Origin of the sequence: Ensifer sp. ENS11 (assembly GCF_014851895.1) — a bacterium.
In the GTDB taxonomy this organism is placed as follows: Bacteria; Pseudomonadota; Alphaproteobacteria; order Rhizobiales; family Rhizobiaceae; genus Ensifer; species Ensifer canadensis.
Genome location: NZ_JACVAN010000015.1, coordinates 55661 through 82560, shown reverse-complemented (window position 1 = coordinate 82560; position 26900 = coordinate 55661). Strand labels below are relative to the sequence as shown.

The window sequence follows — 26900 nt, the reverse complement described above, 5'->3', positions numbered from 1 at the left end:
AAGGTGATTGGTATCGTCACGGTCATGCGGCTAAGGAATGGCCCAAATACCGCATGCCGGAGTTCTTGCCGTTGTCGATTGCCGATATTTCGATCTGGACCGCCATTCTCGCTGGCGCTCTGTCCTTTCTTTCGCCCTGTGTTCTGCCGCTTGTCCCGCCCTATCTCTGCTATATGGCCGGGGTGTCGGTCGACCAGTTCCGCAGCGGCGAGGTGGTTTCTGCCCGCAGCACCCGGCGCGCCGTTCTGCCGGCGGCGCTTCTGTTTACGCTCGGCTTTGCGACCGTGTTCGTGTCGCTCGGTGCCGGCGCATCCTCGATCGGCCTGCTGTTGCGCCAGCACATGGATCTCCTGTCGCGTATCGGCGGCGTGGTGATCATCATCATGGGCCTGCATTTCCTTGGCGTGTTCAAGATCGGCCTGCTTGCCCGCGAGGCGCGGTTTCAAGGCGGCGGCAAGCCGGCGACGCTGTCGGGCGCCTATATCATGGGCCTTGCCTTCGCCTTTGGCTGGACGCCGTGTATTGGTCCGGTGCTCGGCACGATTCTCGGCGTTGCAGCTGCGCGCGATACGGTCACGGACGGCGCCATGCTTCTGGCCGTCTATTCGCTCGGGCTTGCGATCCCGTTCTGGATCGCCGCCGGTTTTTCCGGTGCGTTCATGCGCTTTCTCCTGCGGTTCCGTCGCCATCTCGGTCTCGTCGAAAAGCTGATGGGCGCGCTTCTGGTGCTGGCCGGCCTTGCCTTCCTCTTCGGCTTCATCAGCTCCGTCGCCATCTGGTTCCAGCAGACCTTCCCGATTCTGATGAAAATCGGCTAGGTCATCAGCGGGTCAATGGACGGGGTTGGCCCTAGCCAAGTGCGCCTCAACCTATTGGAATCGATCGGGTTGATGATATTGGGTTGAACAGGCCCGATTGCGTGAGGGGCGTGTGCATCGTGCCCAACGCGTGGGTACCGCGACAGCGACCGGGTTATGAGCGGGGATTACGTGCCCGCTCAATGTGTCGCATGAGCATGGTCGGGGAGAGGCATGACGGAAATTGCTGGCCTGGTATTGCCGTTCTTCGGGTTGATCTTTCTCGGCTATCTCACCGCCCGCTTCGTCGAGCATCCAGGCGAAGCGATGGGGTGGCTGAACACCTTCATCATCTATCTCGCCTTGCCGGCGCTGTTCTTCAAGCTGGTGTCGCGAACGCCGATCGAGCAACTGACACGAGCAGATTTTATCCTGACGAGCGTCGGTGCGACCTATGTGGTCTTTTCGCTGATCTTCATCATCGGGCTCTACGTCCGGCGCAATACCGTTGGCGAAGCGACGATCCAGGGTTTTGCCGCGGCCTATGGCAATATCGGCTATATGGGGCCGGGCCTCGCCTTGCTGGCGCTGGGTGACGCGGCGGCGGTGCCGGTCGCACTGATTTTCTGCTTCGAGAATGCGGCGCACTTTACCGTGGCGCCGGCGATGATGGCGCTTTCCGGTGGGCGAAAGGAAAAGCCTGCGGTTCTGGCCCTTGGCATCGCCCGCAAGATCATCCTGCATCCGTTCATTCTGTCGACCCTTGCCGGCGTCATCGCGGCGTTTTTCGCGGTCCAGCCTCCGCTGCCGGCGCAGCGGTTGATCGACTATCTGGCGCAGGCCGCCGCTCCTTGCGCGTTGTTTGCGATGGGTGTGACGCTGGCGCTCCGGCCGATCAAACGCATCCCGGTCGAGATCGGCTATATCGTGCCGGCCAAGCTTATCCTGCATCCGGTGCTGGTGTTCACGGCGCTCGGCCTGACGGGCAACTATGATCCGGTGTGGGTGCAGACGGCCGTGCTGCTGGCGGCGCTGCCGACAGCGACCAATGTCTTTGTCATCGGCCACCAATATGGCGTCTGGCAGGAGCGGGCCTCTGCGACGATCCTGATCACGACGCTGCTTTCGGTCGCAACCGTGACCGGGCTGCTCTATCTGATCCGCTCAGGCGCTCTTCCGGCCGATCTTTTCCCGTAAGCTGTCCTTCAACGCGTGAAACGCGCTGCCGGGGTGCACGCCTTCGCGCATCAGCAGGCTGCGCAGCGGTCCGGCAGCCGAGAGGATGTGCAGGCCGACGGCGCGCAGCGCCTGAACCGGCAGGAAACTCGACAGCAGCGATCGGTTCAACAGATCGACGCTCGCCGTGCGGCTAACGATATCGAGGCGGCGCCGACTGTCGAACCGGTCGCCGATGTCGCCCGCGAGATTGTCGTCCGTCTTTGCGCCGATCAGATCGACCAGCGTCATCGCGTCGCGAAGGCTCAAGTTGAGACCCTGGGCGCCGATTGGCGGAAAGGCGTGCGCCGCTTCGCCGACGAGCGCGACCCGGCCCTTGCCGAAGCGATGAGCGCTCATGCCCGACAGCGGGAAGGACTGTGGGCTGCCTTCGACCGTGACCTTGCCGAGGATCGACTGCATCCGGTCTTCGACGGCGCGCGAGAGTGCGGCGAGATCGAGCGCCAGCGTGGCTGCGGCATCGTCGGGCTTGCGCACCCAGACGAGGCTCGAGCGGTTGCCGGGCAGGGGCACCTGGGTGAAGGGCCCGCTCTCGGTGTGAAACTCCGTCGAGGTGTCCTGGTGGGAAAGCTCGTGCGAAAAGTTGAGGACGACGGCCGTCTGCGGATAGGACCAGGTGCTGACCGAAATCTTGGCGGCTTCCCGCACCGGCGACCGACGGCCGTCGGCACCGACGACCAGATCGGCGGTGATGTCGCGCCCGTCATCGAGCGAGATCCGCACCTTGTCGCCGGAGAGGTCGAAATCGGACGCTGACATCGTCATGCGATCGAGCGTCTCCGTCTCGGATGCCCGCTCCCGCAGAATGTCGAGGAAGGGGGCGTTCGGAATGTTGTAGCCGAAGGCCGCAAGGCCGACTTCCGACGCGCGGAAGTTCACTGTCGGCGCGCGCAGCAGGCGGTTTGTCCCATCCAGAATGCGCATCGTTGATAGCGGCGCCGTCAGCGGCTGCACCTTCTCCCAGAGGTTCAATTTCTTCAGATAGTCGATCGACTGGTCCATCAACGCGGTCGTCCGTCCGTCTGATGATGCCGGTTCCGGTCCGATCAGCGCGACGCGGTAGCCGCTCTCCGCGAGAGCGATCGCTGCCAGAGAACCCGCGAGGCCAGCGCCGACGACGGCGATGTCGTAATGATCCATGATGGAAAGAACCCTTTCGCTCGCGCCATCAAGCGCCTGCTGCTTTCATCTCATCTTACTTCTAGTCTTGGGCAGAGGCGAAATAAATGGGTTGAATCAGCGCAGAAGCAATTTGAAAGTGTCCACAGAACAATCTTCGCCGGACAAAGTCGTGCTTGAATTTTGCTGGCGATGCGTTGCAAAGGGTGCATATTACGCGCAATGCGCCGCCACAGCGGTTGAGGCAGAGAGTAAAACTCTGTCTGGGGAAATGCAGAAGGGGATAGGCGGCGTCCGCAGATGAAGTTTTTCAACTACAAACGAGTCCCCTACGCCGAGATCCGCGCCTTCTCCGTGCACATATTGACCGCCTCCGGGTCATTCCTCGCTTTTCTTGGCGTCGTCGCCGCGGCCGAACACCGCTTCGTCGATATGTTCTGGTGGCTCGGCCTGGCCTTGCTGGTGGATGGCATCGATGGTCCGATCGCCCGCAAGGTGCGGGTCAAGGAAGTGCTTCCCAATTGGTCGGGCGACACGCTCGACAACGTCATCGACTATGTGACTTACGTGCTCCTGCCGGCGTTTGCGCTCTACCAGAGCGGCATGATCGGCGAGCCATGGTCCTTCGTTGCGGCCGGCGCCATCGTTGTCTCAAGCGCGATCTACTATGCCGACATGGGCATGAAGACCGACGAATACTTTTTCTCGGGCTTTCCCGTCGTCTGGAACATGGTCGTCTTTACGCTGTTCGTCATCCAGGCGAGCGAGCTGACCGCCTCGATCGTCGTCTTCGTATCGGTAGTGTTGACCTTCCTGCCGATCAACTTCCTGCATCCGGTGCGCGTCCAGCGGTTAAGACCGCTCAACCTCGGTGTCTTTTTCCTCTGGTCGGCGCTCAGCATGTACGCCCTGCTTCTGCATTTCGTGACACCGGCCTGGGTGGTGACCGGTGTTCTTGCAACAGGCATCTATCTCTACGTGATTGGTTTCGTCCTGCAGATCCTCCCCAAGCTCGGCCGGACCTAGGAGCTCTTCGATGGCACAGGCAATTGTCGTACGCGAACTCGGTGGACCTGAAGTCCTGAAGCTGGAGGGCGTTACGCTCTCGCCGCCGGGGCCGGGTGAGGTGCAGATCCGCCAGGTGGCTGTCGGGTTGAATTTCATCGACGTCTATTTCCGCACCGGGCTCTACAAGTCCGCCTCGGGCCTGCCCTTTGTCCCGGGCAAGGAAGGTGCGGGGATCGTGACGGCTGTCGGTGATGGCGTCAGCCTCTTCGGTGTTGGCGACCGGGTGGCCTACGCCTCGTCGGATGGCGCCTATGCCAGCGAGCGAAACGTCGAAGCCTCGCAACTGGTCAAGGTGCCGGACGGCATCTCGCTTGAGACGGCGGCGGCGATGATGCTGAAAGGTATGACCGCGCAATATCTGCTCAATCAGACATTCCAGGTTGGGCCTGAAACGACGCTGCTCTTCCATGCTGCTGCCGGCGGCGTCGGCTTGATTGCCGGCCAATGGGCAAAGGCTCTGGGTGCAACCGTCATTGGTACGGCCGGATCGCAGGACAAGATCGATCTGGCGCTTGCCCATGGCTATGACCACGTCATCAACTACCGCACGGACGATTTCGTTGCCCGGGTCAAGGAACTGACCGACGGCAAGGGTGTTGATGTCGTTTATGATTCGGTCGGCAAGGACACCTATCCGGCCTCGCTCGATTGCCTGAAATCGCGCGGCCTCTGGGTGAGCTTCGGCAATTCGTCCGGTCCTGTCGATGCCTTCAGCATCGGCATTCTGGCACAGAAGGGTTCGCTGTTTGCGACGCGTCCGACACTCTTCGGGTATGTGCAGACGCGGCCTGCGCTTGAAGCGTGTGCAAATTCCCTCTTTGATATTGTGCAAAGCAACAAAGTGCGTATCAATATCAATCAGACTTATCCGCTTGCCGACGCCGGTCGCGCGCATACGGATCTTGAGACAAGAAAAACGAGTGGAACAACACTGCTGATTCCTTGATCGAAGCCTTAAGGCGGACGGGGATCGACAGAGGGGAAAAGAGGGCAGCGTGCCTGTTGAGGGAGCAACTGCGAACGGTCCGTTGTTGACTGTGAGCAACCTGACGAAATTGTTTGGCTCGTTTGCGGCCTGCAATGAAATCAACCTGCAGATAGACCAGGGCGAAATCCACGCCCTTCTCGGCGAAAACGGTGCCGGAAAATCGACGCTGGTGAAAATGCTGTTCGGCGTTCTCGCGCCGACGGTAGGCGAGATCGTGTGGCAAGGGCGCAGCGTGCGCATCGCCAGCCCGGCCGCGGCCCGCAAGCTCGGCATCGGCATGGTTTTCCAGCACTTTTCGCTGTTCGAGGCGCTGACGGTAGCGGAAAACATAGCGCTGTCGATGGACGGCAACATTTCGCTGGCCGAGGTCGCGGAGGAAGCTTCACGCCTGTCGCACGCCTATGGCCTGCCGCTCGATCCGAAGGCGCATGTGGCCGACCTTTCCGTCGGCGAACGCCAGCGCATCGAGATCGTCCGCGCCCTCTTGCAGAACCCGCGTCTGATCATTCTTGACGAACCGACATCGGTGCTGACGCCGCAGGAGGCCGATCGACTGTTCGAGACGCTCAACAAGCTCAAGGCGGAGGGACGTTCGGTTCTCTATATCAGCCACCGGCTGGAGGAAGTGCAGCGCATCTGCGACCGCGCCACCGTGCTGCGCCACGGCAAGGTCACGGGCGCCTGTGACCCCAAGGTGGAAACGCCGGCGTCGCTGGCGCGTATGATGGTCGGAAGCGACGTTGCGGCGGTGACCGCCGAGGGCACCAGCACCAAGGGCGAGGTGCAGCTGGAAGCGCGCCACCTTTCCGTTTCCGCACGCACGCCGTTTGCCGTTTCGCTGAAGAACATCTGTCTCAAGGTGCGTGCCGGCGAAGTGCTGGCGATCGCCGGTGTGGCCGGCAACGGCCAGGGCGAACTCTTCGACGCGCTGTCCGGCGAGTATCCGGTTGCAGACGATGCTGCGGTGCAGATCAGGCAAAGGCCGGTCGGCAACAGGAACATCAACGCGCGACGGCTGATGGGCGCCGGCTTCGTTCCGGAAGAGCGCCATGGCCACGCTGCGGTTTCGGCGATGCCGCTCTCGGACAATCTCGTGCTGGCCAGAAGCCGGTCCGACGCCAGGGCCTTCCTCGGCGGCGGCTTTCTCAAGATCATCCGCCGGGACGCGGTGACCACGGCGACCATGCGCATCTCCGAAGCGATGGACGTGCGCAAGAGCGGGGAAGATCCTCCGGCCGGATCGCTTTCCGGCGGAAATTTGCAGAAATTCATCGTCGGTCGCGAGCTCGACCGCCAGCCCGCCGTCCTGGTCGTCAACCAGCCGACCTGGGGCGTCGACGCGGGCGCTGCGAGCCGGATCCGTCAAGCGCTTGTCGATCTCGCCAAGGCGGGCTCCGCGGTGCTGGTGATCAGCCAGGACCTTGACGAGATCTTCGAGGTGGCGACCGAGATCGCGGTGATCAGTGAAGGACGGCTTTCCGATCCATATCCGGCGCGCGAGCTTTCGCGCGAGAAGATCGGCCTGCTGATGGGTGGCATGTACGGCAAGACGGAAGACACGGGGGCTGTGCATGCGCATTGAACTGGAAAAGCGCGCCAAGATATCGGCGCTGTTCTCGATCCTGTCCCCATTCATCGCCTTTCTACTGACGATCATCTTCGGCGGCATCATGTTTGCACTACTGGGCAAGAACCCGGTCATGGCGCTCTACAGCTTCTTCGTCGAGCCGCTGAGCGAGGTCTGGTCGCTGCACGAACTGGCGATCAAGGCCGCGCCGCTGATCCTGATCGCCGTCGGCCTTTCGGTCTGTTTCCGCTCGAACAACTGGAACATCGGCGCCGAGGGGCAGTTCATCATGGGAGCGATCGCCGGCTCGATCCTGCCGGTGGTGTTTTACGAGTGGCAGTCGCCGCTCGTGCTGCCGCTGATGATGCTGATGGGCATGCTCGGTGGCGCGCTGTTTGCCGCCATTCCCGCCTTCCTCAAGGCGCACATGAACACCAACGAGATCCTGACGAGCTTGATGCTGGTCTACGTCGCCCAGCTCTTTCTCGACTGGATCGTGCGCGGCCCCTGGCGCAATCCGCAGGGCATGAACTTCCCGGAGACGCGCAGCTTTGCGGCTGACGCCATCCTGCCGGAACTGATCGCGTCGGGGCGCACCCACTGGGGTTTTGCCTTCGCCATCATCGCGGCGATCCTCGTCTGGTTCATGATGCGTTATACGCTGAAGGGCTTCGAGATCGCGGTTCTCGGTCAGTCGGAGCGGGCAGGACGCTTTGCCGGTTTCTCGTCGGGGCGGATGATCTGGTTTTCGATGCTGCTCTCGGGTGCGCTTGCCGGTCTGGCCGGGATCTCCGAGGTCAGCGGCGCGATCCAGCAGCTGCGCCCGGTGATTTCGCCCGGCTATGGCTTCACCGCGATCATCGTCGCGTTTCTCGGGCGGCTCAATCCGCTCGGCATCATCGCCGCCGGCCTCGTTCTGGCGCTGACCTATCTCGGCGGCGAAGCGGCGCAGCTCTCGATTGGCGTGTCGGACAAGGTCACGCGCGTCTTCCAGGGCCTGCTGCTGTTCTTCGTGCTCTCCTGCGACACGCTCATTCATTATCGCATCCGGCTGGTCTGGTATCGGTTTGCCGAGACAAACACGGACGGGAGCCGTTGATGGGGATCGTCGAAGCCATACTGTTGAGCGTCATCACCGCCGCAACACCGCTTGTCATTGCCGCCCTCGGCGAACTGGTGACGGAGCGCTCTGGCGTGCTCAATCTCGGTGTTGAGGGCATGCTGGTCATGGGCGCCGTCTGCGCCTTTGCCGCAACCCGGATCACCGGGTCGCCCTACCTCGGGATTCTGGCCGGGGTCGTCTGCGGCGCTGTGTTCTCACAGCTCTTCGCATTCCTGACGTTGACGCTGGTTGCCAACCAGGTGGCGACCGGCCTGGCGTTGACGCTGCTTGGTCTTGGCGTTTCCGGTATGCTCGGAGAGAGCTTTCTCGGCATGCAGGGCATCAAGCTGCAACCCATCGTCATCCCGGTGCTGGCTGATATTCCGGTCCTCGGGCCGCTGTTGTTCCGGCAGGACATCATCTTCTATCTGTCGATTGCCCTGGTCGCGGGCGTTCACTGGTTCCTGTTCAGGAGCCGCGCGGGTTTGAAGCTGCGCGCGGTCGGCGACAGCCATGCCTCCGCCCATGCCCTTGGCGTCAACGTCATCAGGACGCGCTATCTCGCGGTGATGTTCGGCGGTGCCTGCGCGGGCCTTGCCGGCGCGCAGTTGTCGCTGGTCTACACTCCGCAATGGGTGGAAAACATGTCTGCCGGCCGTGGCTGGATCGCGCTTGCGCTGGTGGTGTTTTCGTCCTGGCGTCCGTGGCGTCTCGTTGCCGGCGGCTATCTGTTCGGTGCCGTTTCCATCAGCCAGCTTCATGCGCAGGCCTTCGGCATCGGCATTCCGTCGCAATTCCTGTCGTCGCTTCCCTATCTCGCGACGATCGTCGTGCTCATCCTCATTTCACATAACCGGCGCACGACCCTGATCAATACGCCGGCATCGCTCGGTAAGCCGTTTGTGCCAGATCGGTGACAATAACAACCCAGACGGACGTTTCTCAAACCGACAGAGGTCAAGAAAATGAAAAAACTACTGCTCGCTCTCGCAAGTACCGCTGCCGTCATCGGCTTTGCCAGCGCCGCTGCCGCTCAGGACAAGGCGAAGGTCTGCTTCGTCTATGTCGGTTCCAAGACCGACGGCGGCTGGACCCAGGCACACGATATCGGTCGCCTGGAACTGGAAAAGAAGCTCGGTGACAAGATCGAGACGCAATTCCTCGAAAGTGTGCCGGAAGGCCCGGATGCCGAGCGCGCGATCGAGCGCATGGCACGTTCCGGCTGCGGCCTGATTTTCACGACGTCCTTCGGCTTTATGGATGCGACGATCAAGATCGCCCAGAAGTTCCCGGACGTGAAGTTCGAGCACGCCACCGGCTACAAGACCGCCCCGAATGTGGCGACCTATAACAGCCGCTTCTACGAGGGCCGCTACATCCAGGGCGTGATCGCTGCCAAGATGTCCGAGAAGGGGGTTGCCGGTTACATCGCCTCGTTCCCGATCCCCGAAGTGGTGATGGGCATCAACGCTTTCGTCGTCGGCGCGCGCTCGGTCAACCCGGACTTCAAGATCAAGGTCGTATGGGCCAACACCTGGTTTGACCCGGGCAAGGAAGCCGATGCCGCCAAGGCGCTCGTCGACCAGGGCGTCGATATCCTGACCCAGCACACCGATACGACGGCGCCGATGCAGGTGGCCGCAGAACGCGGCATCAAGGCCTTTGGCCAGGCATCCGACATGATCGCTGCCGGCCCGAAGACCCAGCTGACCGCGATCGTCGACACCTGGGGCGCCTACTACATCAAGCGCACCGAGGCTTTCCTCGACGGCAAATGGGAAACAACGTCGAGCTGGGACGGCCTGAAGGACGGCATCCTGACTATGGCGCCCTACACCAACATGCCTGACGACGTGAAGAAGCTGGCCGAAGAAGCGGAAGCCAAGATCAAGTCGGGCGAGCTGAAGCCGTTCACCGGTCCGCTGAAGAAGCAGGATGGCAGCGAGTGGCTGGCCGCAGGCGCATCGTCGGATGACGGCACACTGCTCGGCATGAACTTCTACGTCGAAGGCGTCGACGACCAGCTGCCGAAGTAAGCACAACGGAAGAACGCAGAAAATGTTCAAACCCCGCCGTTACGGCGGGGTTTGTCGTTATCGATATATTGGGCCGAGGCTTGGTGGCGCATTATTGCGGCATGACCCAATCAGCCGAGATTGATGCAATCAACGGTCGTGCGGGCCGGTTTCAACCATAGTGCAGCTTGGCGGCATTTCGTGTAATGCTTGAGGAATCGGTTGGCCATTCCTGGGCCTGCTCATCCTGTTCGTGGGGATGGGTGGACCGGCGAGATATGGCATTTTGAGGCGCTGCATTTGGCGCTGTCAGGCAAGGGAGTGCCTGGAGGAGGTGGGTTGAACAGGAGCTTGCTGGAGACTGTCCTTTCCGGGACGCGGAAGCGCACCAGTCATGCGCATGTGGTCGACCAGCTTGGCAAGGCGATCGTTTCAGGCGAGTTCCCGATCGGGTCGATCCTGCCCGGCGATCCGGAGCTTGCAGCGCGCTTTAAGGTGTCGCGCACGGTTCTTCGCGAAGCGATGAAGACGCTTGCCGCAAAGGGTCTGGTCGTGCCACGGGCTCGCATTGGCACGCGCGTCACGCCCAGAAATGATTGGAACCTCTTCGACAACGACATCCTGACCTGGCATTTTGAATGTGGTGTGGACGAGGAGTTCCTCTACCACCTCTCCGAAGTGCGTCTCGCCTTCGAGCCGCACGCTGCGGCTCTTGCTGCGCGCAACGCTTCTGAGGCCGAGATCAGCCGCATGATGCGCCTCGCGGTCGCCATGGGTGAGGCCGGCCATACTGCCGAGAGCCTCGCCTTTGCCGATCTGAAATTCCATCTGTCGATTGCGGAAGCTTCGGGCAACCCGTTCATGCGGACGGTCGGTGGGCTGATCGAGGCGGCGCTGGTCGGCATTTTCAAACTGAGTTCACCCGTCGAAGAAAAGGGCGGCGTCGACGAGGTCGCCCGCAATCACATCCGCATCGTCGAGGAAATCGGCAGGCGCGACGAAGCGGGCGCGCGCGCAGCGATGGAAAATGTCATCAAGATCGGGCGCGAGCGCGTGCGCGGCGCCCTCAGGTCGGGCGAAAACTGAGCCACCTTCGTCGGACGTGTCCGAGTTTCGGTCCGCTCTCGCCTCGCGAAATACGGGCGAAGCGCATTTGGTGACACGGATTTCGAGAACTGCGCTTGCTCGGATCGCCTGCTGGCCTTATCTGGTGAACGGTCGCTCTCGATTGGGCGACTTTTCGTCAACGGTGACTTGGAGACCATGTCCGAATTTTTTGTCATTTTCGTCCTGCTTTTGATCAACGCATTTTTTGCTCTTTCGGAAATGGCAATCGTCTCGGCAAGCAAGCCATTGCTTCGCCAGATGGCAAGACAGGGAAATCTCCGCGCCGAAGCGGCACTGAAGCTGGCGGAAGACCCCGGCAAGTTTCTTTCCACCGTTCAGGTTGGCATCACGCTGGTCGGCACGCTCGCCGGCGCCTATGGTGGCGCGACGATCGCGGCCAAGTTCGCCCCCTTCTTCGACAGCATCGCCTGGATCAGCCCCTACGGTCATCCGGTGGCGGTGGCGATCGTGGTAACGCTCATCACCTTCCTCTCCGTCGTTATCGGCGAGTTGATCCCCAAGCAGCTGGCGTTGAAGAACTCCGAGGGCTTCGCGATGTTCGTGGCGCGGCCGATGACGCTTCTTTCGCGCATCGTGGCGCCGGTCGTCTATCTCTTCGAGACCTCGGCCGCGTTGATGATGCGGCTGCTGGGCATACGTCCGGATGATCCGGACCATGTTACCGAAGAGGAAGTGCACGCGATCATGGCGGAAGGCGTCGAGAGCGGCGCGATCGAAAAGTCGGAGCACGAGATGCTTCGTCGCATCATCCGCCTCGGTGACCGCAACGTGAAATCGATCATGACGCATCGTACCGAAATGAGCTTCATCGATATCAACGACAGCCTGGAGACCATCGGCGAGAAGATCCGCCAATACGGCCACTCCCGTTATCCCGTGGTCGACGGGCCGAGCGGCGATGTGCTTGGCGCGGTTCTGGCGAAGGAAATCCTCAATGCCCCGACGTCCGTTCCGCTCGACGTTCGCAAGTATGTGCGCGAGATCCATACCTTGCCGGAAACCGCGTCCTGCCTGAAGGCGCTCGATGCTTTCAAGTCGTCGAGTATCAACATGGCGATGATCGTCGACGAATACGGCAGCACCGAAGGCATCATCACCATCGCCGATATTCTAGAGGCGATCGTCGGCGTGCTGCCGTCGAACTATGACGATCTCGAGCACGCACTGATCCGCCAGCGCGAGGATGGAACCTACCTGGTCGACGGACGCACGCCGATCGATGAGATCCACCTGACCATCGGTATCGAAGGCATCGATGCCGACGGAAATTTTGAAACGATCGCGGGCTTTCTCGTTCAGCAGTTGCGCAAGACGCCGGAAGAGGGCGACATCGCGATCGCCCACGGTTACCGTTTCGAGGTCATCGATATGGATTCCCGCCGCATCGACAAGATCCTCGTCAGCCGTTGCGAGAACACTGCCGCCTGAAACCTTGCTGGGGACGCGACGCTGCCTACAGGGCCGCGCGTCTTACTAGGCGCGCAAAGGTCGCTGTAGCACTTTGAATTGCGTCATGTTTTATCCTTAAATCGAATACGATTTAGGAAACATGCAGTAGGCGTCGCTGATCGCCCCCTCTGCCACCGTCGCAGCAGCAACGATGATCGTTCCGGAAAGCAAATAACCGTAGAAAAGCAAAAGGTCGGGCAATACCCGACCTTTCCCTCAAATCATCACGGCGCCTGCTAGTACATCCGTAGTCATCCGCCTTGAGCGATGATTGAATGATCCTGTTATTAATGGGTCTCCATGTCGGGCATATGACAATGGAACAGCAAATATTCTTTGTTTCTGCTGACGCCGGGTCCGGTCGACCAAAAGGGGTGCCTGTTTTATCCCGATGATTTCGCCGGAAGCTATCTGAGCCGGACGATTTCGCAGGGTGTACCGGCGGGCGCCTCTTCAGCGTTCGGCGCGCGAACGATCAGACAATCGGACTGCGCGAACACCTTCATCATCGACGAGTCCTGCCGCGGGAAGGGGTGGGCGACGAGCGAACCGTCCGCATCGCTCGAAAGCCGTGCACGCACATAATCCTGGCGCTTGTCGTTGGCAGGCAGCGGCGAGGCGAGGCAGGCCGTCGTCAGCCGATCTCTATCAGGTAGTCTCGCCAGTTTGCGGACCAGCGGCTCAAGGAACAAGAGTGCACAGACGAGGCTCGATACAGGATTGCCAGGCAGGCCGAGCACCGCCATGTCGCCGAGCTGTCCGACCATGAGTGGTTTTCCGGGCCGCATGGCGATCCGCCAGAAATCGAGCGTCATCCCGCTCGCAAGCAATGTCGACTGCACAAGGTCATGATCGCCGACCGAGGCGCCACCGAGCGTCACGAGCACATCGGCTCTCGCTGCCCTTGCACGCTCGACGGCCGCCGAGATCGCCTGGCGGTTGTCCGGGACGATGCCGAGGTCGAGGATGTCGGCACCGTTGTCACGCGCAATGGCAGCAACACCGAATGTGTTGGAGGCAATGATCTGGTCAGCACCGGGTATGCTTCCGGGTGTCAGCAGTTCATCGCCGGTTGCAAGGATCGCGACCGTCGGTTTCTTGAGCACTGGCAGCACCGCATGGTTCATGCCGGCGGCGACCGTCAGGCGACCGGCATCCAGAACGTCTCCCGCGCGCAGCACCGTTTCGCCGGCTGCAAAATCCTGGCCGGAAAGTCTGATATGCCGCCCTTTGCCCGGCGCGAACGAGGTGCGGATCTTGTTGTCGGCAAGCCGTTCGGTGTCTTCTTGGATGATGACGGTATCGGCGCCCGCGGGAAGCGGGGCTCCGGTAAAGATGCGGACAGCCTGCCCGGACTTTACCTCGCCATCGAAGCCATGCCCGGCCGCGGACTGGCCGATGACCGTAAGTTCGGCACCGATGGCGTGGACATCCTCATGGCGAACCGCATAGCCATCCATCGCTGAATTGTCGAAGGCGGGATGGGTGACGCGTGCAGTTACATCTTGCGCCAGCACACGGTCGAGGCCTTCATGCAGGCTCACATGTTCGATTGCGTGGCGGGGTCTGGCGCTGCCGAGGATCCTGTTGAGCGCGTCTTCAACGGAAAGCAACGACATCGTCGGTCAGTCTCCCTGGCGCCGATAATCGCCGGAGCGTCCACCGGATTTGCTGACGAGCTGGATGCCGCCGATTTCCATTTCTCGATCCGCAGCCTTCGCCATGTCGTAGATCGTCAGGCAGGCGATGCTGACGGCCGTCAGCGCTTCCATCTCGACGCCGGTCTTGCCGGTCAGTTTGGCAAGCGCTTCGACCCGCAAGCCCGGCAATGCTGGATCGGGTGTGATGTCGACCGACACCTTGGTCAGCATCAACGGATGACAAAGGGGGATCAGATTCGACGTCTGCTTGGCGGCCATGATGCCGGCCAGCCGCGCCGTACCGATAACGTCGCCCTTCTTGGCATCGCCCTCCAGGATCAGCGCAAGTGTCTCCGGACGCATGCGGACATGACCCTCCGCAGTGGCGATGCGGACGGTTTCGGTCTTGGCGCCGACGTCGACCATGTTCGCTTCGCCGCTGTTGTCGAGATGCGTGAGTGTGGTCTTGCCCATCACTCGGCCGCCAGCACGCTTTCGGAGCCGGTGAGGAGCACACGTGTTGCCGTCTCGACATCGCTCTTGCGCATCAGGCTCTCGCCGACCAGGAAAGTGGTGATGCCGCTCCTTTCCAGACGCTGGCAATCGTCATGGGTAAAGATACCGCTCTCGCCGACGAGCAGCCGATCAGACGGAACCATCGACGCCAGTTGCTCGGATACGGCGAGATCGACGTCGAATGTTCTCAGGTTGCGATTGTTGATGCCAACAAGTGGCGAGGCAAGCTTGAGCGCCCGCTCCATCTCTTCAGCGTCATGCACTTCGATCAGTACATCCATTCCGAGAGAAAAGGCAGAATCTTCCAGACGCCGGGCATCGTCGTCGCTGAGCGATGCCATGATCAGCAGGATGCAGTCTGCACCCCAGGCGCGGGCCTCGAACACCTGGTAGGTGTCGAACATGAAGTCCTTGCGCAAAGCCGGAAGCACGCAGGCTGCGCGGGCCGCCTCAAGAAACGCCGGCGCGCCCTGGAAGCTCGGTCCATCCGTCAGCACGGAAAGACAGGCCGCACCGCCGGCCTCGTAGGCCTTGGCCAGCGCCGGTGGATCGAAGTCGGGTCGAATCAGGCCTTTCGACGGGCTCGCCTTCTTGATCTCGGCGATCAGGCCGAAGCGGCCTTGCTGTTGGCGCGCTGCCAACGCCGCATGGAAACCGCGCGGAGCGGATTGATCGGCGATGCGAGCCTTCAGCTCATCGATTGACGTTTGCGATTTGGCCGCAGCGATCTCGTCGCGCTTGTAGGCTTCGATCTTGCGCAGGATATCGGTCATGGCGCGGTTCCTTGTCTCAAGCAGCGTTGTCTCAGGCAGCGTTCGAAACGCTGATCAGGCGCTGCAGTGCCGCCTTGGCGCCACCGCTGGAAAGCGACTGGCGGGCGAGCGTCATGCCCTGACCAAGATCTGCGGCCTTGCCGGCAATCATCAGCGATGCAGCCGCATTGGCAAGCGAAATGTCCCGGTAGGCGTTTTCTGCACCGTCGAGGACGGCCAAGAGCGCAACGGCATTGTGTGCGCCATCGCCGCCCTTCAGGGCGTCGAGGGTGACCGTTGGCAGGCCGAAATCTTCAGGCGTCAAGGTGAAAGCGGTGATCTTGCCGTTATCGAGAGCGGCGACCTGCGTCGTGCCGGTCGTCGTGATCTCGTCGAGGCCTTCGCCATGCACGACCCAGACATTCTCGGAGCCGAGGTCGCGCAATACTTCCGCCAGCGGCTGGACCCACTGCGGTGCGTAGACGCCGACAAGTTGCCGCTTGACGCCGGCAGGATTGGATAGCGGGCCGAGCAGGTTGAAGATCGTGCGGGTGCCGAGCTCGACACGCGTCGGGCCGACGTGGCGCATGGCGGAATGGTGCTGCTGGGCGAACATGAAGCCGACACCGGCTTCCCTGATGCAGCGTGAAATCGCCTCGGGGCCGATATCGAGCTTGACGCCGAGGCAGGACAGGGCATCGGCCGTGCCGGACTTGGAGCTCAGCGCACGGTTGCCATGCTTGGCGACCGGGACACCCGCGCCCGCAACGATCAGCGAGGCGAGTGTCGAGATATTGTAGGTACCGGCGCCATCACCGCCGGTCCCGACGATGTCGACAGCATCGGCCGGCGCGTCGACGGGGAGCATGCGGCCGCGCATGGCGGCAACGGCGCCGACGATCTCGTCGACAGTTTCGCCACGGACGCGCAGGGCCATCAGGAAGCCGCCGATCTGCGATGGCGTGGCCGCACCCGACATGATGATCTCGAAAGCCGCTCGTGCGTCTTCGCGGTTGAGAGCCTCGCCGGCGGCGACTTTGGCGACGAACGGTTTCAGATCACTCATCGGTTGCTTTCCTTGCCGCTTATCTCTGTGCCAAAGCCGTTTCGGCAAGCGTCTGATTGATCGAAACACCGTAGGCCGACTGCAGGGTCGATACCATTTGGTCGAGAATGTCGTCGCCGCTGGCACGGGCCATGGCCTGGATCTGACGGCTGTCGTCTTCCAGGGCATCGGTCGGGCCGTTGTTCTCGATCGAGGTGACCCGCAGCAGGATCTGACCATCGCCACCGATACCGGCGGCATTGGCGACGTGGCCGTCCGGGCCGCTGAAGGCAGCAGCGACGGCGGCCGGGCTCAGCGCCGCATCAGACGTCGACCGGGTCAATCCCGTCTTTGTTTCGACGGCAAGGCCAAGCTCGGTTGCGATATCGGCGAGCGTCGCGCCTTTTTCGATCCGCTGCTTCAGTTCGGTCGCCTTGGTGGCGAGAGCCGTGCGCTGCTGTTCTGCAGTCCAGTCTGCGGCGACTTCGTCACGTGCTTCGTCGAGCGTGCGGTCGCGAGCCGGAACCACTTCGTCGAGGTCGAACCAGACGTAGCCGTCGCGGCCGATGTTAACAGGCAGGGTTTCTCCGCCTACTTCAGCCTTGAAGGCGTCCGGCAGCAGAGCCTTCGGCTCCGGCAGGCCGGCGACTTCATCGCCATTCATGTCCTTGCCGGTCGCATCGATGCCGTCGACGGTCGCGACCTTCAGCTTGAGCAGTTCGGCGATGTCCTTGAGCGAAGCACCGGTCGCGCGCTCGTCCTCGATCTTGTCATGAAGGCCGATGATCTCGTTCTGCGCGTTGGAGAGGGCAATCTCCTTGCGGAGTTCTTCCTTGACCTCGTCGAAGCTGCGAACCGTCTCCGGGCGGATGTTCGTCACGCGCAGGATCACCGGTCCGAAGGCACCATCGATCACGGGCGACGTGCCGCCATCGGCAGCAATCGCAAACGCGGCTTCGCCGATCTTTGCGTCCGGAGCGCTTGCGGTGGTGAAGTCACCCAGCAGAACGTCGGCAGACGTCTTGCCTTCGGCTTTCACGATGTCGTCGTAGGACGTGCCGGCTGCGAGCTTGGCTGCCGCGGCGTCTGCCGCCTCACGCGAGGAGAAGGCGAGCTGTTCGATCGTGCGCGTCGCCTCGGTGCGGAAGCTGTCCTTGCGCTTGTCGTAGTCGGCACGAACGTCCGCATCGACCACCGCCGTCGCATCGGCAAGATCCTCGGGTGCAAGCTTCAGGTAGGTGATCTTGCGGTATTCCGGCGCGCGGTAGTTTGCCTTGCGGCTGTCGTACCAGGGGGCGAGAACGTCGTCGCCCGGTGCCTTTACCGGATCGATGTTGGCGTTCGACAGCAGGACGTAGTCGATCGAGCGCTTTTCGTGGCGATAGGAGCCGATCGCGTCGCTCAGCACCTTTGGCGCGATATAACCGTCAGACAGGGCATCGACGATCTGCGAGCGCACGGCGACCTGGCTGCGGTTGTTGATGTAATCCTGTTCGCGAAGGCCGGCATTGCGCAGCACGCTCGAGAACGTCAGGCGGTCGAACTGACCGTTGACGCTGTGGAAAGCCGGGTCTTCGGCGATGAGCTTGGCCAGCCGGTCTTCCGAAAGGCCAAGGTTCATATCGCCGGCTAGCTGATCGAGGGCAGCACCCGCGACGAGCTGGGAATAAACCTGCTGCTCGATGCCGAATGCCTTGGCCTGCTGCGGCGTCAGGCGCGTGCCGAGCTGGCGGGAAACGAGCGCAAGTTGGCGCTCGTAGGCGAGCCGGAAGTCCGGAGCCTTGACCTTGACGTCACCGACGACGACCACGGCATCCGACTGGTTCGCGATCATCGATGTCGATGCGCCCCACACCATGAAAGACAGCACGAGAATGACGAGCAGGCCTTTGACGACCCAGGTCTGGGCGGCTTTTCTCAGGAATTCGAGCATGGGGCAGAAACCTCGTTGCAGTGCGGTGGCTGTGAGCCAAACGAGTTCGTTCCTTAAAACAAACGAAACAGGAAATGAAGGGCGCAATGCCGCAAATTGCGCGCCAGCCGAAGATCGCGGGCAATCATGTGATTCGCAGGGACTTCGGGCCGCTGACGAATTTGAGAGCCGAGATCGCTGTCTGCGACGTCGATGGCCATCGACGGGAAGACGTTGCTGACAAAACGGATGTCGGATTTATTAGCCGGCAACAGAAATTTGACCGAAAAAACGACGAATTTGCCGGTGTTGGATTGAGATCGAAAACACTTAGGAACTATGGTTGCGCGTATCGGGGCGAGGCGATTCATGCGGCCCTGCGGAAAGACATGCCATGCAATCGACAATCGTGATGGTCAACCTGTTCGGAGCGGTAGCACTGCTGCTGTTCGGCCTTTCCCTGGTCAAGGAAGGGGTCACGCGCGCCTTCGGGGCGAAGCTGCGGGCTGGCCTCGCACAGGGAACGAGCGGCCCGACCCGATCGTTCCTGACCGGTCTCGTCGCCACGATTGCTCTGCAAAGCTCGACTGCGACGGCATTGATGACCTCATCCTTCGTGGAAAAGGGGCTCATTCGCTCGCGCATGGCGCAGATCGTGTTGCTTGGCGCCAATGTCGGCACGGCGATCACCGCCTGGATCGTCGCCACCGGCATCGAATGGCTGTCGCCGATGATCATTCTGGTGGGCGTCGTGCTGCATCGCGTCAGCCGCTCGAACGCCCGGCAGGGTCTTGGTGCGGCCTTTGTCGGGATTGGCCTGATGTTGCTGTCGCTGCATCTGCTTGGCCTGGCGACCGAGCCGATGCGCGAATCCGAGGCGCTGGCCGCGTTTCTCGGCATGCTCGATAGCGCCTGGCCTGTGGCATTGATCATCTCCGCGGGCCTTGCCTTCGCCTCGTCCTCCAGCCTTGCCGTGGTGATGCTGGTGCTTTCCCTTTCTACGGCCGGCATTCTCTCCGTCGGCTTGACGGTTGCGCTGGTGCTCGGCGCCAATCTTGGCGGGGCGATCCCGCCTGTCATGGCGACGCTGTCTTCGGCGCCGTCAGCACGACGGGTCACGCTCGGCAATCTCGTGGTCCGCGCCATCGGATGTCTGATCGCGCTGCCTCTGACCGGTGTCAGCGTCGAGCTCTTGCAAAGCCTGCCTTTGCCGAAGCAGAACCTGCCGGTGGACATCCACCTGGCATTCAATCTAGCCGTGGCGATCCTTGCCTGGCCGTTTGCCGGCCTGCTGTCGCGGCTGATGATCCGCTTCATCCCCGATAACGAAACGGACGAAACCGGGCCGCGCTACCTCGACGAGAACGTGCTCCATACGCCGGTCATGGCGCTTTCAGGCGCGACGCGTGAAGTGCTGCGGGTCGGCGACCTGATCGAGATGATGCTGATCCGCGCCCAGACCGCCTTCAACAACAACGATCTGTCCGAGATCCGCGATGTCGGCAAGTTCGAAAAGCAGGTCGATCTGCTGCAGCAGGAAGTGAAGATTTTCCTATCGCGCCTGGGGCGCGATGGCCTGAGCCCGGAAGATGGCCGCCGCTCGATCGTTATCATCGACTACGCCATCAACCTCGAGCATATGGGCGATATCATCGAGAAGGGGCTCTGTGAGCAAATCGGCAAGAAGGTCAACAACGGCCTGAAATTCTCCGAGGACGGCTATCAGGAGCTGAAGAGCCTCTTCAACCTGACGATCGACAATCTCAGGGTTGCTCAGACCATTTTCGTCACCCGCAACGCCGATCTCGCCCGGCAATTGATCGAGGTAAAGGTCAATGTCCGCCACATGGAGAAGCGGTCGGCCGAACGGCATATCGAGCGGCTGCGGGACGGACTGCTGGAAAGTCTTCAGACCAGCTCGCTGCATCTCGACATGCTGCGTGATTTGAAGCGCATCAACGCCCATATAGCCTCGGTCGCCTATCCCATCCTGGAGGAAAGCGGGCTTCTGACCGAGAGCAGACTGAGGCCGCAGGCGTGATCGTTATGAACCGGCGGCCGTTTCGCCGGGGCGCAGGCCGTTGCGGACGAATGCGTCGTAGCATGGCGTCAGCGTGATGCGCGTGTGGCCAGCCTCGAGGCTCGGCAGGTAGAGCGACAGCAGCGTCCTGTTGACGTTTGTGCTCGGGCAGGTCGGCACGAGTGCGATGTCCACGGCAGCGACTGCCGCGCGCACCTCCAAGTCCGGTGGCGGGATTGCGCGGAACGGATCTGCGCCGATGGCGACGCGTTTCGGCGCGTGGCGATCCATCAGCCACGGAAACGGATTGGCGAAATCGATATTGAGGATCGTGTCGAAGCGAACGCCATTGGCGTGCTCATAGGTACGCAATGCATCGATGGCATCATCGACATTCGTCAGCCAGCCGGTCTGGAAGTCGAAATCGCTGTAAAGCAGGAATGACGGCAATTCGCCCATGTCGGCCAGTGCCTCAAAGGCGCCTGGCTCGGCAAGATAGGTGTCTCGCATCCGTTCGGCCCGCAGCGAGAGGATCGGGCGGACATTGACAGCCCCCATGGTTTTCAGATTGCGGCTCTCGATCCGGATATTGTTGACGGCGCCGATCCACGCGCGCGCGCTCTTCTGGACGACAGTTGTCATAGGTGGCAGCGCCGCCGCGATGGCGAGGATAAAAACCGCAATGGTCTGCCGCCTGGATGAGCCATTCGCGACACAATCGAGTGTGATCTTGAGAAGCAGCGGGTAGAGGAAGATGAAGGCCTGGCTGCCGGTGTTCTGGCTCTCAAACAGGATGCCGGCAACGACAAAGGCACCGAGCCACAAGAAATTCTGATCGAAGACTTTGCGAATGGCAGCGATCGAAGGCCGTCGGCAAGCGTCCCGCATTGACATGGAATAGGCCGGCAACGCGGAAAAGAAGAGGGCGAGGCAGAGAATGCCTGCGGGCAGAAGCAGTCCGGCGTTGAGCGATGCAGCCTGAAGCAGGCGCGCCAACAGGATCCCGTCATTGACGTCGACCAAAGCCAGAATGTCGGCGACATAGGCCGATACCGCGCCGAGCGACAGTTCGATAGCGGCAAGAATGCCGAAGAAGATCAGGGCCGCGGTGACCGCCGAGCGCAGGCCGAGCCGTCCGGCCGCGAATGCCATCAAGCACAGGATGACACCGGCGATTGCGCCGGTGATCTTCACGAAAAAAAGTGCGATCATCGCTCCCGCGGCAACAACAGCGAGGGTACGTGGATTGCGGACATAGATCAGCGCCGCTGCGAGCACGTAAAGCAGTTGGCAGACCTGACGGTTGTAGATGCCGAAGCCGTCGGATCCCGGATAGGGGTAGAAGTCGCCGGTGTTGAACGGGAGAATGGAAAAGAGAAGGAACGGCAACAGGATGGTGTAGGCCAGCGCGCGCGAACGCTTTTGGATGTCGAGCACCACCAGGCCGATCAATGGCCCGGTGACGATGAGAAGGCACCAGCTGGCCAGCAGCAAGGGATGGCCGTTCGGGAAAACCGACAGCAAGATTGCAAAGAGATAGTAGCCGAGCGCCCCGACCGGTGCGAAGAAGTCGACCGAGGGGATCTGCGCGTCAGCAAGGCGATTGGCGGCGTCGAGATAAAGATAATGATCCCAGAACATCGGGCCGATCGGCTGCGGGATCGTGACCGTGAGAAGCAGCGACAGGAGGATGAGCGCCAGAACGAGCGCTGCAAGCGGCGACCGGATTGCAGCCCGAGCAATGTTGAACGGCTTTGCCGCTGCGTCGAGATCGGTGCTGGCATGCATTACTGCTTCTCTCCCCGGGGGAGCGAGGCACGCGCATGGGTTGCCGAGGCAGGCTCCGCTTCTCCTTATGCCATCATCGGGTTTTAAGCGGGTTAACGTGACGTGATTGTGTGAATTATGCTTCCCGCAATATGTTGCTGATAGGAAGGGGCCGAATCGGGCGACCGGATCTGGTTCTCAAGAAAAAGACCAAGGAGATCATTGGATGGAACGGAGTTGCCTGGCGATTGTTCTGGCTGCGGGTGAAAGCACGCGGATGAAATCGTCGATGTCGAAGGTGCTGCATCCGGTGGCCGGCCGGCCGATGATCGCCCATGTGGTTGCCGCCCTGTCGAGTGCATCGATCTCCGACGTCGCTCTCGTCGTCGGGCGCGACGCCGAAACTGTTTCAGGTGCTGCCGGCATCGACGGCGTATCGATCGCTTCGTTCCTGCAAAAGGAGCGGCTCGGAACGGGACATGCGGTTTTGGCGGCGCGCGAGGCGATATCAAAGGGGTTTGATGACATCCTGGTGGTTTTTGGCGATACGCCGCTGATCACGCCTGAGCCTCTCAAGGCGGCGCGCGACGGCCTGGCCGCCGGCAACGATGTGGTGGTCATCGGCTTTGAGGCCGCCGATCCTTCGGGCTATGGCCGGCTGATCGTCGAGGACGGCGCGCTGATCGCGATCCGCGAGCACAAGGACGCAACCGAAGAAGAACGCCGCATCACCTATTGCAATGGCGGCCTGATGGCGATCGATGGGCACAAGGCGCTCGATCTGCTCGATCGTATTGGCAATGCCAACGTCAAGGGCGAGTACTACCTGACCGACCTCGTCGAGATCGTGCGGGCGATCGGCGGCCGCGCCATCGCCGTCGAGGCGCCAGAGGAAGAGCTGACCGGCTGCAACACCCGGGCGGAACTCGCCTATATCGAGCGGCTCTGGCAGCAGCGCCGCCGGCATGAGCTGATGCTGTCCGGTGTGTCGATGATCGCGCCGGAGACCGTTTTCCTCGCCTGGGACACGGAACTGCAGCAGGACGTGCTGATCGAGCCGAATGTCGTGTTTGGCCCGGGCGTTCGCGTCGAGAGCGGCGCCATCATCCATGCGTTCTCGCATATCGAGGGAGCGACGGTGCGCGCCGGCGCAACGGTCGGACCCTATGCACGTCTGCGCCCCGGGGCTGATCTCGGCGAAAAGTCGAAGGTCGGCAATTTCTGCGAGGTCAAGAAGGCGGAAATCGGCGCCGGCGCCAAGGTCAACCATCTGACCTATATCGGCGATGCCTTCGTCGGGGCCGGGTCCAACATCGGTGCAGGCACGATCACCTGCAATTATGATGGCGTGAACAAGCACGAGACCCGCATCGGCGAGAATGCCTTCGTCGGCTCGAATTCCTCGCTGGTTGCACCGGTGACGATCGGTGACGGAGCGCTGGTTGCTTCCGGCAGTGTCATCACCGAGGATGTGCCGGCCGATGCCGTGGCCTTCGGCCGCGCACGACAGGAGATCAAGCCGGGCAGGGCGCGTATCCTGCGCGAACGCTACGAGGCACAGAAGGCCGCGAAAAAGGCGGCCAAGGCAGCCGAGTAGGTTCGCGTTAAATACTGAAACCGAAAGTGAAATCGGGGGCGGATTGCCTCGTCCGGCAAATGCGTTACCAAGGCAACGCGCCGGGCGGGACTTCCGCGCTGTCGATTGGGGCGTCGAAACGGCGCGGGACGAATTTGGAGACGACTATGTGCGGAATTGTTGGCATCGTTGGAAACCAGCCGGTCTCGGAGCGACTTGTCGATGCGTTGAAGCGCCTGGAGTACCGTGGCTACGATTCGGCCGGCGTTGCGACCATCAATGCCGGTACGCTTGAGCGCCGCCGGGCGGAAGGCAAGCTGGTCAATCTGGAGGCCCGGCTGCGCGAGGAGCCGCTGGCCGGCATGATCGGCATCGCCCACACCCGCTGGGCGACGCACGGCGCCCCGACCGAGCGCAATGCCCATCCGCATTTCACCGATGGCGTTGCCGTGGTCCACAACGGCATCATCGAGAACTTCTCCGAGCTGAAGGACGAACTGATCGCCGACGGTGCGACATTCGAGACGCAGACCGACACGGAAGTCGTGGCGCATCTTCTGGCAAAGTTCCGTCGCGACGGCCTCGGCCGGCGTGAAGCCATGCATGCGATGCTAAAGCGTGTAACAGGTGCCTATGCGCTTGCCATTCTGTTTCAGGACGACCCGTCTACCATCATGGCGGCCCGCAACGGCCCGCCGCTGGCGATCGGCCACGGCAAGGGCGAGATGTTCCTGGGTTCCGACGCCATCGCGCTCTCGCCGTTTACCAATGAGATCACCTATCTGATCGATGGCGACTGGGCCGTGATCGGCGCCAACGGCGCCCATATCTTCGATCTCGCCGGCAATGCCGTCGACCGCCCGCGGCAGGTCTCGATGGCTGCCGCCTACATGATCGACAAGGGCAACCACCGGCACTTCATGGAAAAGGAAATCTATGAGCAGCCGGAGGTGATCTCGCATGCGCTCGGCCACTATATCGATTTTGCCGCAAACCGGGTGAAGGCCACAACGGCTTCAATCGATTTTGCCGGTGTACCAAGTTTGGCGATCTCCGCCTGTGGCACCGCCTATCTCGCCGGCCTCGTCGGCAAATACTGGTTCGAGCGTTACGCCCGCCTGCCGGTCGAAATCGACGTCGCCTCCGAGTTCCGCTACCGGGAAATCCCGCTGTCGCCGCAGTCGGCCGCGCTGTTCATCTCGCAGTCCGGCGAAACCGCCGATACGTTGGCATCGCTTCGGTACTGCAAGGACCATGGCCTGACGATCGGCGCGGTCGTCAACACCCGCGAATCGACCATTGCGCGCGAATCCGATGCCGTGTTCCCGATCCTGGCCGGTCCTGAGATCGGTGTTGCCTCGACCAAGGCCTTTACCTGCCAGCTGGCGGTGCTCGCCGCCCTTTCGATCGGCGCCGGCCGCGCCCGTGGCACTGTCTCGGCCGATGAAGAACAGACACTCGTTCGCCACCTCGCGGAAATGCCGCGCATCATGGGCCAGGTGCTGAACGCCATCCAGCCAAAGATCGAGATGCTGTCGCGCGAACTGTCGAAGTGCCGCGACGTGCTCTATCTCGGTCGCGGCACCAGCTTCCCGCTGGCGATGGAAGGCGCGCTGAAGCTCAAGGAAATCTCCTATATCCACGCCGAGGGGTATGCCGCCGGTGAATTGAAGCATGGTCCGATCGCGCTCATCGACGAAAACATGCCTGTTATCGTCATCGCCCCGCACGACCGCTTCTATGAAAAGACCGTGTCGAACATGCAGGAGGTGGCAGCCCGCGGTGGACGCATCATCCTGATCACCGACGAAAAGGGGGCGGCCGCCTCGAAGCTCGAGACGATGGCGACGATCGTTCTGCCGAATGTCGACGAGATCATTGCGCCGATGATCTTCTCGCTGCCGATCCAGCTGCTCGCCTATCACACGGCCGTGTTCATGGGCACCGACGTCGACCAGCCGCGCAACCTGGCAAAATCGGTGACGGTCGAATGATCATCATACGGCCGGAGCGAGCGGGCGACGAACAGGCGATCCACGACGTGACGGCCGCCGCATTCGAGGGGCACCCGCACAGCGACCAGAGCGAACCCTTCATCATCGAACGCCTTCGGGGCGAGGGCGCGTTGATGCTCTCGCTCGTCGCCGAAGAGGAAGGTCAGATCGTCGGCCACGTTGCCTTCTCGCCGGTGACCCTTACGCCGCCGGCAGCAGGCTGGTTTGGGCTTGGCCCGGTGGCCGTCATGCGGGAGCGCCAGGCAAACGGGATTGGCAGTCGGCTCATCCGCGAAGGGCTAGCGATGCTTGCCGCTGACGGCGCCTTGGGCTGTGTGGTCGTGGGCGATCCCGACTATTACCAAAAGTTCAGATTCCGACACGAATCTTCACTTGTATTCCCAGGTTGTGCGCCGCAATACTTCATGGCGCTGGCCTTCTCCGGCGCGGTACCGACAGGTACGGTTGCCTATCATCCGGCTTTCGGCACTGAGTGAGGTTTAAACGGAAGAGGCATGGGCGAAAATTCGAAGAGCGGCTATATTGCGACCCGGTTGCGGAACTATTTCCTGACGGGGCTGATTATCTGCGCGCCGCTGGCCATCACCGTCTGGTTGGTGCGCACCTTCATCGAGTGGGCCGATGGATGGGTGAAGCCCTACCTGCCGAATTTCTATAATCCGGATACCTATTCGCCTGTGGCTATTCCCGGATTCGGGCTTCTGGTCGCACTCATCGTCATCACCTTGGTGGGCTTCCTCACAGCCAATCTGGTCGGTCGCTCGATCGTTGCCTTCGGCGAATCGCTCGTCAGCCGGACGCCGCTCGTTCGCACCATCTACAAGTCGTTGAAGCAGATCTTCCAGACGGTGCTGCAGGAGCAGTCGTCCTCGTTCAAGAAGGCGGGCTTGATCGAATATCCGAGCCCCGGCCTCTGGTCGCTGGTCTTCATCGCCACGGATGTCAAAGGCGAAGTCGCCGCCAAATTCTCCGAGCGTGGCATGGATATGGTGACCGTGTTCCTGCCACCGACACCGATCCCGACCGCTGGCTTCCTTTTGTTCGTACCCCGCGACAAGATCATTCCGCTTGAAATGAGCGCCGAGGATGCGGCCAAGCTCTTGATTTCTGGCGGTCTCGTCGCACCGGACTACAAGCCGCTCGCCAACGCTCCACCGCTCCAGATCGCCCAGCAGAAGAGCGCCTGAG

Annotated in this window: 23 protein-coding genes; 15 read left to right on the top strand and 8 right to left on the bottom strand. The window is 61.6% G+C overall.

The window, feature by feature from the left end:
- The first annotated feature begins 71 nt into the window (after nt 1-71).
- The gene (locus IB264_RS24190) at nt 72-818 is read left to right on the top strand and encodes a cytochrome c biogenesis CcdA family protein (protein WP_025426986.1); all 747 of its coding nucleotides are present in this window, start codon (nt 72-74) and stop codon (nt 816-818) included.
- A 213-nt stretch (nt 819-1031) separates the two neighbouring features.
- Nucleotides 1032-1994 carry an AEC family transporter gene (locus tag IB264_RS24185; RefSeq protein WP_025426987.1) on the top strand — a complete coding sequence of 321 codons (963 nt, stop codon included), beginning with the start codon at nt 1032-1034 and terminating at the stop codon, nt 1992-1994.
- Here IB264_RS24185 and IB264_RS24180 read toward each other — a convergent pair.
- Nucleotides 1962-3173 carry a UbiH/UbiF family hydroxylase gene (locus IB264_RS24180; protein ID WP_025426988.1) on the bottom strand — a complete coding sequence of 404 codons (1212 nt, stop codon included), beginning with the start codon at nt 3171-3173 and terminating at the stop codon, nt 1962-1964. The two genes, IB264_RS24185 and IB264_RS24180, sit on opposite strands and share 33 nt — an antisense overlap.
- A 279-nt stretch (nt 3174-3452) precedes the next feature.
- On the opposite strand from IB264_RS24180, the gene pcsA reads away from it, so the two are divergent.
- From pcsA to IB264_RS24140, 8 genes are all read left to right on the top strand, one after another.
- Nucleotides 3453-4178 (top strand): phosphatidylcholine synthase, encoded by a 726-nt coding sequence (gene pcsA, locus IB264_RS24175; RefSeq protein ID WP_025426989.1) that lies wholly within the window; start codon nt 3453-3455, stop codon nt 4176-4178.
- Nucleotides 4179-4188: 10 nt separating this feature from the next.
- On the top strand, nt 4189-5166 hold the full coding sequence (locus IB264_RS24170) for a quinone oxidoreductase (protein ID WP_025426990.1): 978 nt from the start codon (nt 4189-4191) through the stop codon (nt 5164-5166).
- 49 nt (nt 5167-5215) lie between these two features.
- A complete protein-coding gene (locus IB264_RS24165) occupies nt 5216-6790 on the top strand; it encodes an ABC transporter ATP-binding protein (RefSeq protein ID WP_025426991.1) in 1575 nt (524 codons plus the stop codon).
- Nucleotides 6780-7874, top strand: coding sequence for an ABC transporter permease (locus IB264_RS24160; RefSeq protein ID WP_025426992.1), 1095 nt, complete (start codon nt 6780-6782; stop codon nt 7872-7874). The genes IB264_RS24165 and IB264_RS24160 overlap by 11 nt, the downstream gene beginning before the upstream one ends.
- Nucleotides 7874-8794: an ABC transporter permease gene (locus IB264_RS24155; RefSeq protein WP_025426993.1), complete on the top strand. Its 921-nt coding sequence runs from the start codon at nt 7874-7876 to the stop codon at nt 8792-8794. The genes IB264_RS24160 and IB264_RS24155 overlap by 1 nt, the downstream gene beginning before the upstream one ends.
- Nucleotides 8795-8842: 48 nt before the next feature.
- Nucleotides 8843-9913, top strand: coding sequence for a BMP family ABC transporter substrate-binding protein (locus IB264_RS24150; protein ID WP_025426994.1), 1071 nt, complete (start codon nt 8843-8845; stop codon nt 9911-9913).
- A 318-nt stretch (nt 9914-10231) separates the two neighbouring features.
- On the top strand, nt 10232-10978 hold the full coding sequence (locus tag IB264_RS24145) for a FadR/GntR family transcriptional regulator (protein WP_025426995.1): 747 nt from the start codon (nt 10232-10234) through the stop codon (nt 10976-10978).
- 177 nt (nt 10979-11155) lie between these two features.
- Nucleotides 11156-12448 (top strand): hemolysin family protein, encoded by a 1293-nt coding sequence (locus tag IB264_RS24140; protein WP_025426996.1) that lies wholly within the window; start codon nt 11156-11158, stop codon nt 12446-12448.
- Nucleotides 12449-12876: 428 nt separating this feature from the next.
- Here the strand turns inward: IB264_RS24140 and glp are convergent, their stop codons facing one another.
- The 6 genes from glp to IB264_RS24110 are packed head-to-tail and all read right to left on the bottom strand — an operon-like array spanning nt 12877 to nt 18705.
- Nucleotides 12877-14088 carry a gephyrin-like molybdotransferase Glp gene (gene glp, locus IB264_RS24135; protein WP_038576087.1) on the bottom strand — a complete coding sequence of 404 codons (1212 nt, stop codon included), beginning with the start codon at nt 14086-14088 and terminating at the stop codon, nt 12877-12879.
- A 6-nt stretch (nt 14089-14094) separates the two neighbouring features.
- A complete protein-coding gene (gene moaC, locus IB264_RS24130; RefSeq protein WP_025426997.1) occupies nt 14095-14583 on the bottom strand; it encodes a cyclic pyranopterin monophosphate synthase MoaC in 489 nt (162 codons plus the stop codon).
- Entirely contained in the window at nt 14583-15398 is an 816-nt protein-coding gene (gene trpC / locus IB264_RS24125) for an indole-3-glycerol phosphate synthase TrpC (RefSeq protein ID WP_025426998.1), read from the bottom strand. The genes moaC and trpC overlap by 1 nt, the downstream gene beginning before the upstream one ends.
- A gap of 31 nt (nt 15399-15429) precedes the next feature.
- Nucleotides 15430-16443: an anthranilate phosphoribosyltransferase gene (trpD, locus tag IB264_RS24120; RefSeq protein WP_025426999.1), complete on the bottom strand. Its 1014-nt coding sequence runs from the start codon at nt 16441-16443 to the stop codon at nt 15430-15432.
- Between the two features lie 19 nt (nt 16444-16462).
- A complete protein-coding gene (locus IB264_RS24115) occupies nt 16463-18355 on the bottom strand; it encodes a peptidylprolyl isomerase (protein ID WP_025427000.1) in 1893 nt (630 codons plus the stop codon).
- A gap of 53 nt (nt 18356-18408) precedes the next feature.
- A complete protein-coding gene (locus IB264_RS24110; protein WP_057209401.1) occupies nt 18409-18705 on the bottom strand; it encodes a hypothetical protein in 297 nt (98 codons plus the stop codon).
- A gap of 23 nt (nt 18706-18728) precedes the next feature.
- Here IB264_RS24110 and IB264_RS24105 point away from each other — a divergent pair, with 23 nt between their 5' ends.
- Nucleotides 18729-20375 carry a Na/Pi cotransporter family protein gene (locus tag IB264_RS24105; protein ID WP_025427002.1) on the top strand — a complete coding sequence of 549 codons (1647 nt, stop codon included), beginning with the start codon at nt 18729-18731 and terminating at the stop codon, nt 20373-20375.
- 3 nt (nt 20376-20378) lie between these two features.
- Here the strand turns inward: IB264_RS24105 and IB264_RS24100 are convergent, their stop codons facing one another.
- A complete protein-coding gene (locus IB264_RS24100; protein WP_025427003.1) occupies nt 20379-22142 on the bottom strand; it encodes a hypothetical protein in 1764 nt (587 codons plus the stop codon).
- Between the two features lie 205 nt (nt 22143-22347).
- Between IB264_RS24100 and glmU the strand changes: the two genes are divergently transcribed.
- From glmU to IB264_RS24080, 4 genes are all read left to right on the top strand, one after another.
- Complete coding sequence (gene glmU, locus IB264_RS24095; protein WP_025427004.1) at nt 22348-23718, top strand: bifunctional UDP-N-acetylglucosamine diphosphorylase/glucosamine-1-phosphate N-acetyltransferase GlmU; 1371 nt, start codon at nt 22348-22350, stop codon at nt 23716-23718.
- Between the two features lie 146 nt (nt 23719-23864).
- Complete coding sequence (gene glmS / locus IB264_RS24090; protein ID WP_025427005.1) at nt 23865-25691, top strand: glutamine--fructose-6-phosphate transaminase (isomerizing); 1827 nt, start codon at nt 23865-23867, stop codon at nt 25689-25691.
- A complete protein-coding gene (locus IB264_RS24085) occupies nt 25691-26188 on the top strand; it encodes a GNAT family N-acetyltransferase (protein WP_025427006.1) in 498 nt (165 codons plus the stop codon). Before glmS ends, IB264_RS24085 begins: the two co-directional genes overlap by 1 nt.
- An 18-nt stretch (nt 26189-26206) precedes the next feature.
- Nucleotides 26207-26899, top strand: coding sequence for a DUF502 domain-containing protein (locus IB264_RS24080; protein ID WP_025427007.1), 693 nt, complete (start codon nt 26207-26209; stop codon nt 26897-26899).
- Nucleotide 26900 lies beyond the last annotated feature (1 nt).

Bases quoted from the DNA above. Each gene is read 5' to 3' on its own strand.
- IB264_RS24185 (WP_025426987.1), top strand. From the start codon at position 1,032: ATGACGGAAATTGCTGGCCTGGTATTGCCGTTCTTCGGGTTGATCTTT.
- IB264_RS24180 (WP_025426988.1), bottom strand. From the start codon at position 3,173: ATGGATCATTACGACATCGCCGTCGTCGGCGCTGGCCTCGCGGGTTCT.
- pcsA (WP_025426989.1), top strand. From the start codon at position 3,453: ATGAAGTTTTTCAACTACAAACGAGTCCCCTACGCCGAGATCCGCGCC.
- IB264_RS24170 (WP_025426990.1), top strand. From the start codon at position 4,189: ATGGCACAGGCAATTGTCGTACGCGAACTCGGTGGACCTGAAGTCCTG.
- IB264_RS24160 (WP_025426992.1), top strand. From the start codon at position 6,780: ATGCGCATTGAACTGGAAAAGCGCGCCAAGATATCGGCGCTGTTCTCG.
- IB264_RS24155 (WP_025426993.1), top strand. From the start codon at position 7,874: ATGGGGATCGTCGAAGCCATACTGTTGAGCGTCATCACCGCCGCAACA.
- IB264_RS24150 (WP_025426994.1), top strand. From the start codon at position 8,843: ATGAAAAAACTACTGCTCGCTCTCGCAAGTACCGCTGCCGTCATCGGC.
- IB264_RS24140 (WP_025426996.1), top strand. From the start codon at position 11,156: ATGTCCGAATTTTTTGTCATTTTCGTCCTGCTTTTGATCAACGCATTT.
- glp (WP_038576087.1), bottom strand. From the start codon at position 14,088: ATGTCGTTGCTTTCCGTTGAAGACGCGCTCAACAGGATCCTCGGCAGC.
- moaC (WP_025426997.1), bottom strand. From the start codon at position 14,583: ATGGGCAAGACCACACTCACGCATCTCGACAACAGCGGCGAAGCGAAC.
- trpC (WP_025426998.1), bottom strand. From the start codon at position 15,398: ATGACCGATATCCTGCGCAAGATCGAAGCCTACAAGCGCGACGAGATC.
- trpD (WP_025426999.1), bottom strand. From the start codon at position 16,443: ATGAGTGATCTGAAACCGTTCGTCGCCAAAGTCGCCGCCGGCGAGGCT.
- IB264_RS24115 (WP_025427000.1), bottom strand. From the start codon at position 18,355: ATGCTCGAATTCCTGAGAAAAGCCGCCCAGACCTGGGTCGTCAAAGGC.
- IB264_RS24110 (WP_057209401.1), bottom strand. From the start codon at position 18,705: ATGAATCGCCTCGCCCCGATACGCGCAACCATAGTTCCTAAGTGTTTT.
- IB264_RS24105 (WP_025427002.1), top strand. From the start codon at position 18,729: ATGCAATCGACAATCGTGATGGTCAACCTGTTCGGAGCGGTAGCACTG.
- IB264_RS24100 (WP_025427003.1), bottom strand. From the start codon at position 22,142: ATGCATGCCAGCACCGATCTCGACGCAGCGGCAAAGCCGTTCAACATT.
- glmU (WP_025427004.1), top strand. From the start codon at position 22,348: ATGGAACGGAGTTGCCTGGCGATTGTTCTGGCTGCGGGTGAAAGCACG.
- glmS (WP_025427005.1), top strand. From the start codon at position 23,865: ATGTGCGGAATTGTTGGCATCGTTGGAAACCAGCCGGTCTCGGAGCGA.
- IB264_RS24080 (WP_025427007.1), top strand. From the start codon at position 26,207: ATGGGCGAAAATTCGAAGAGCGGCTATATTGCGACCCGGTTGCGGAAC.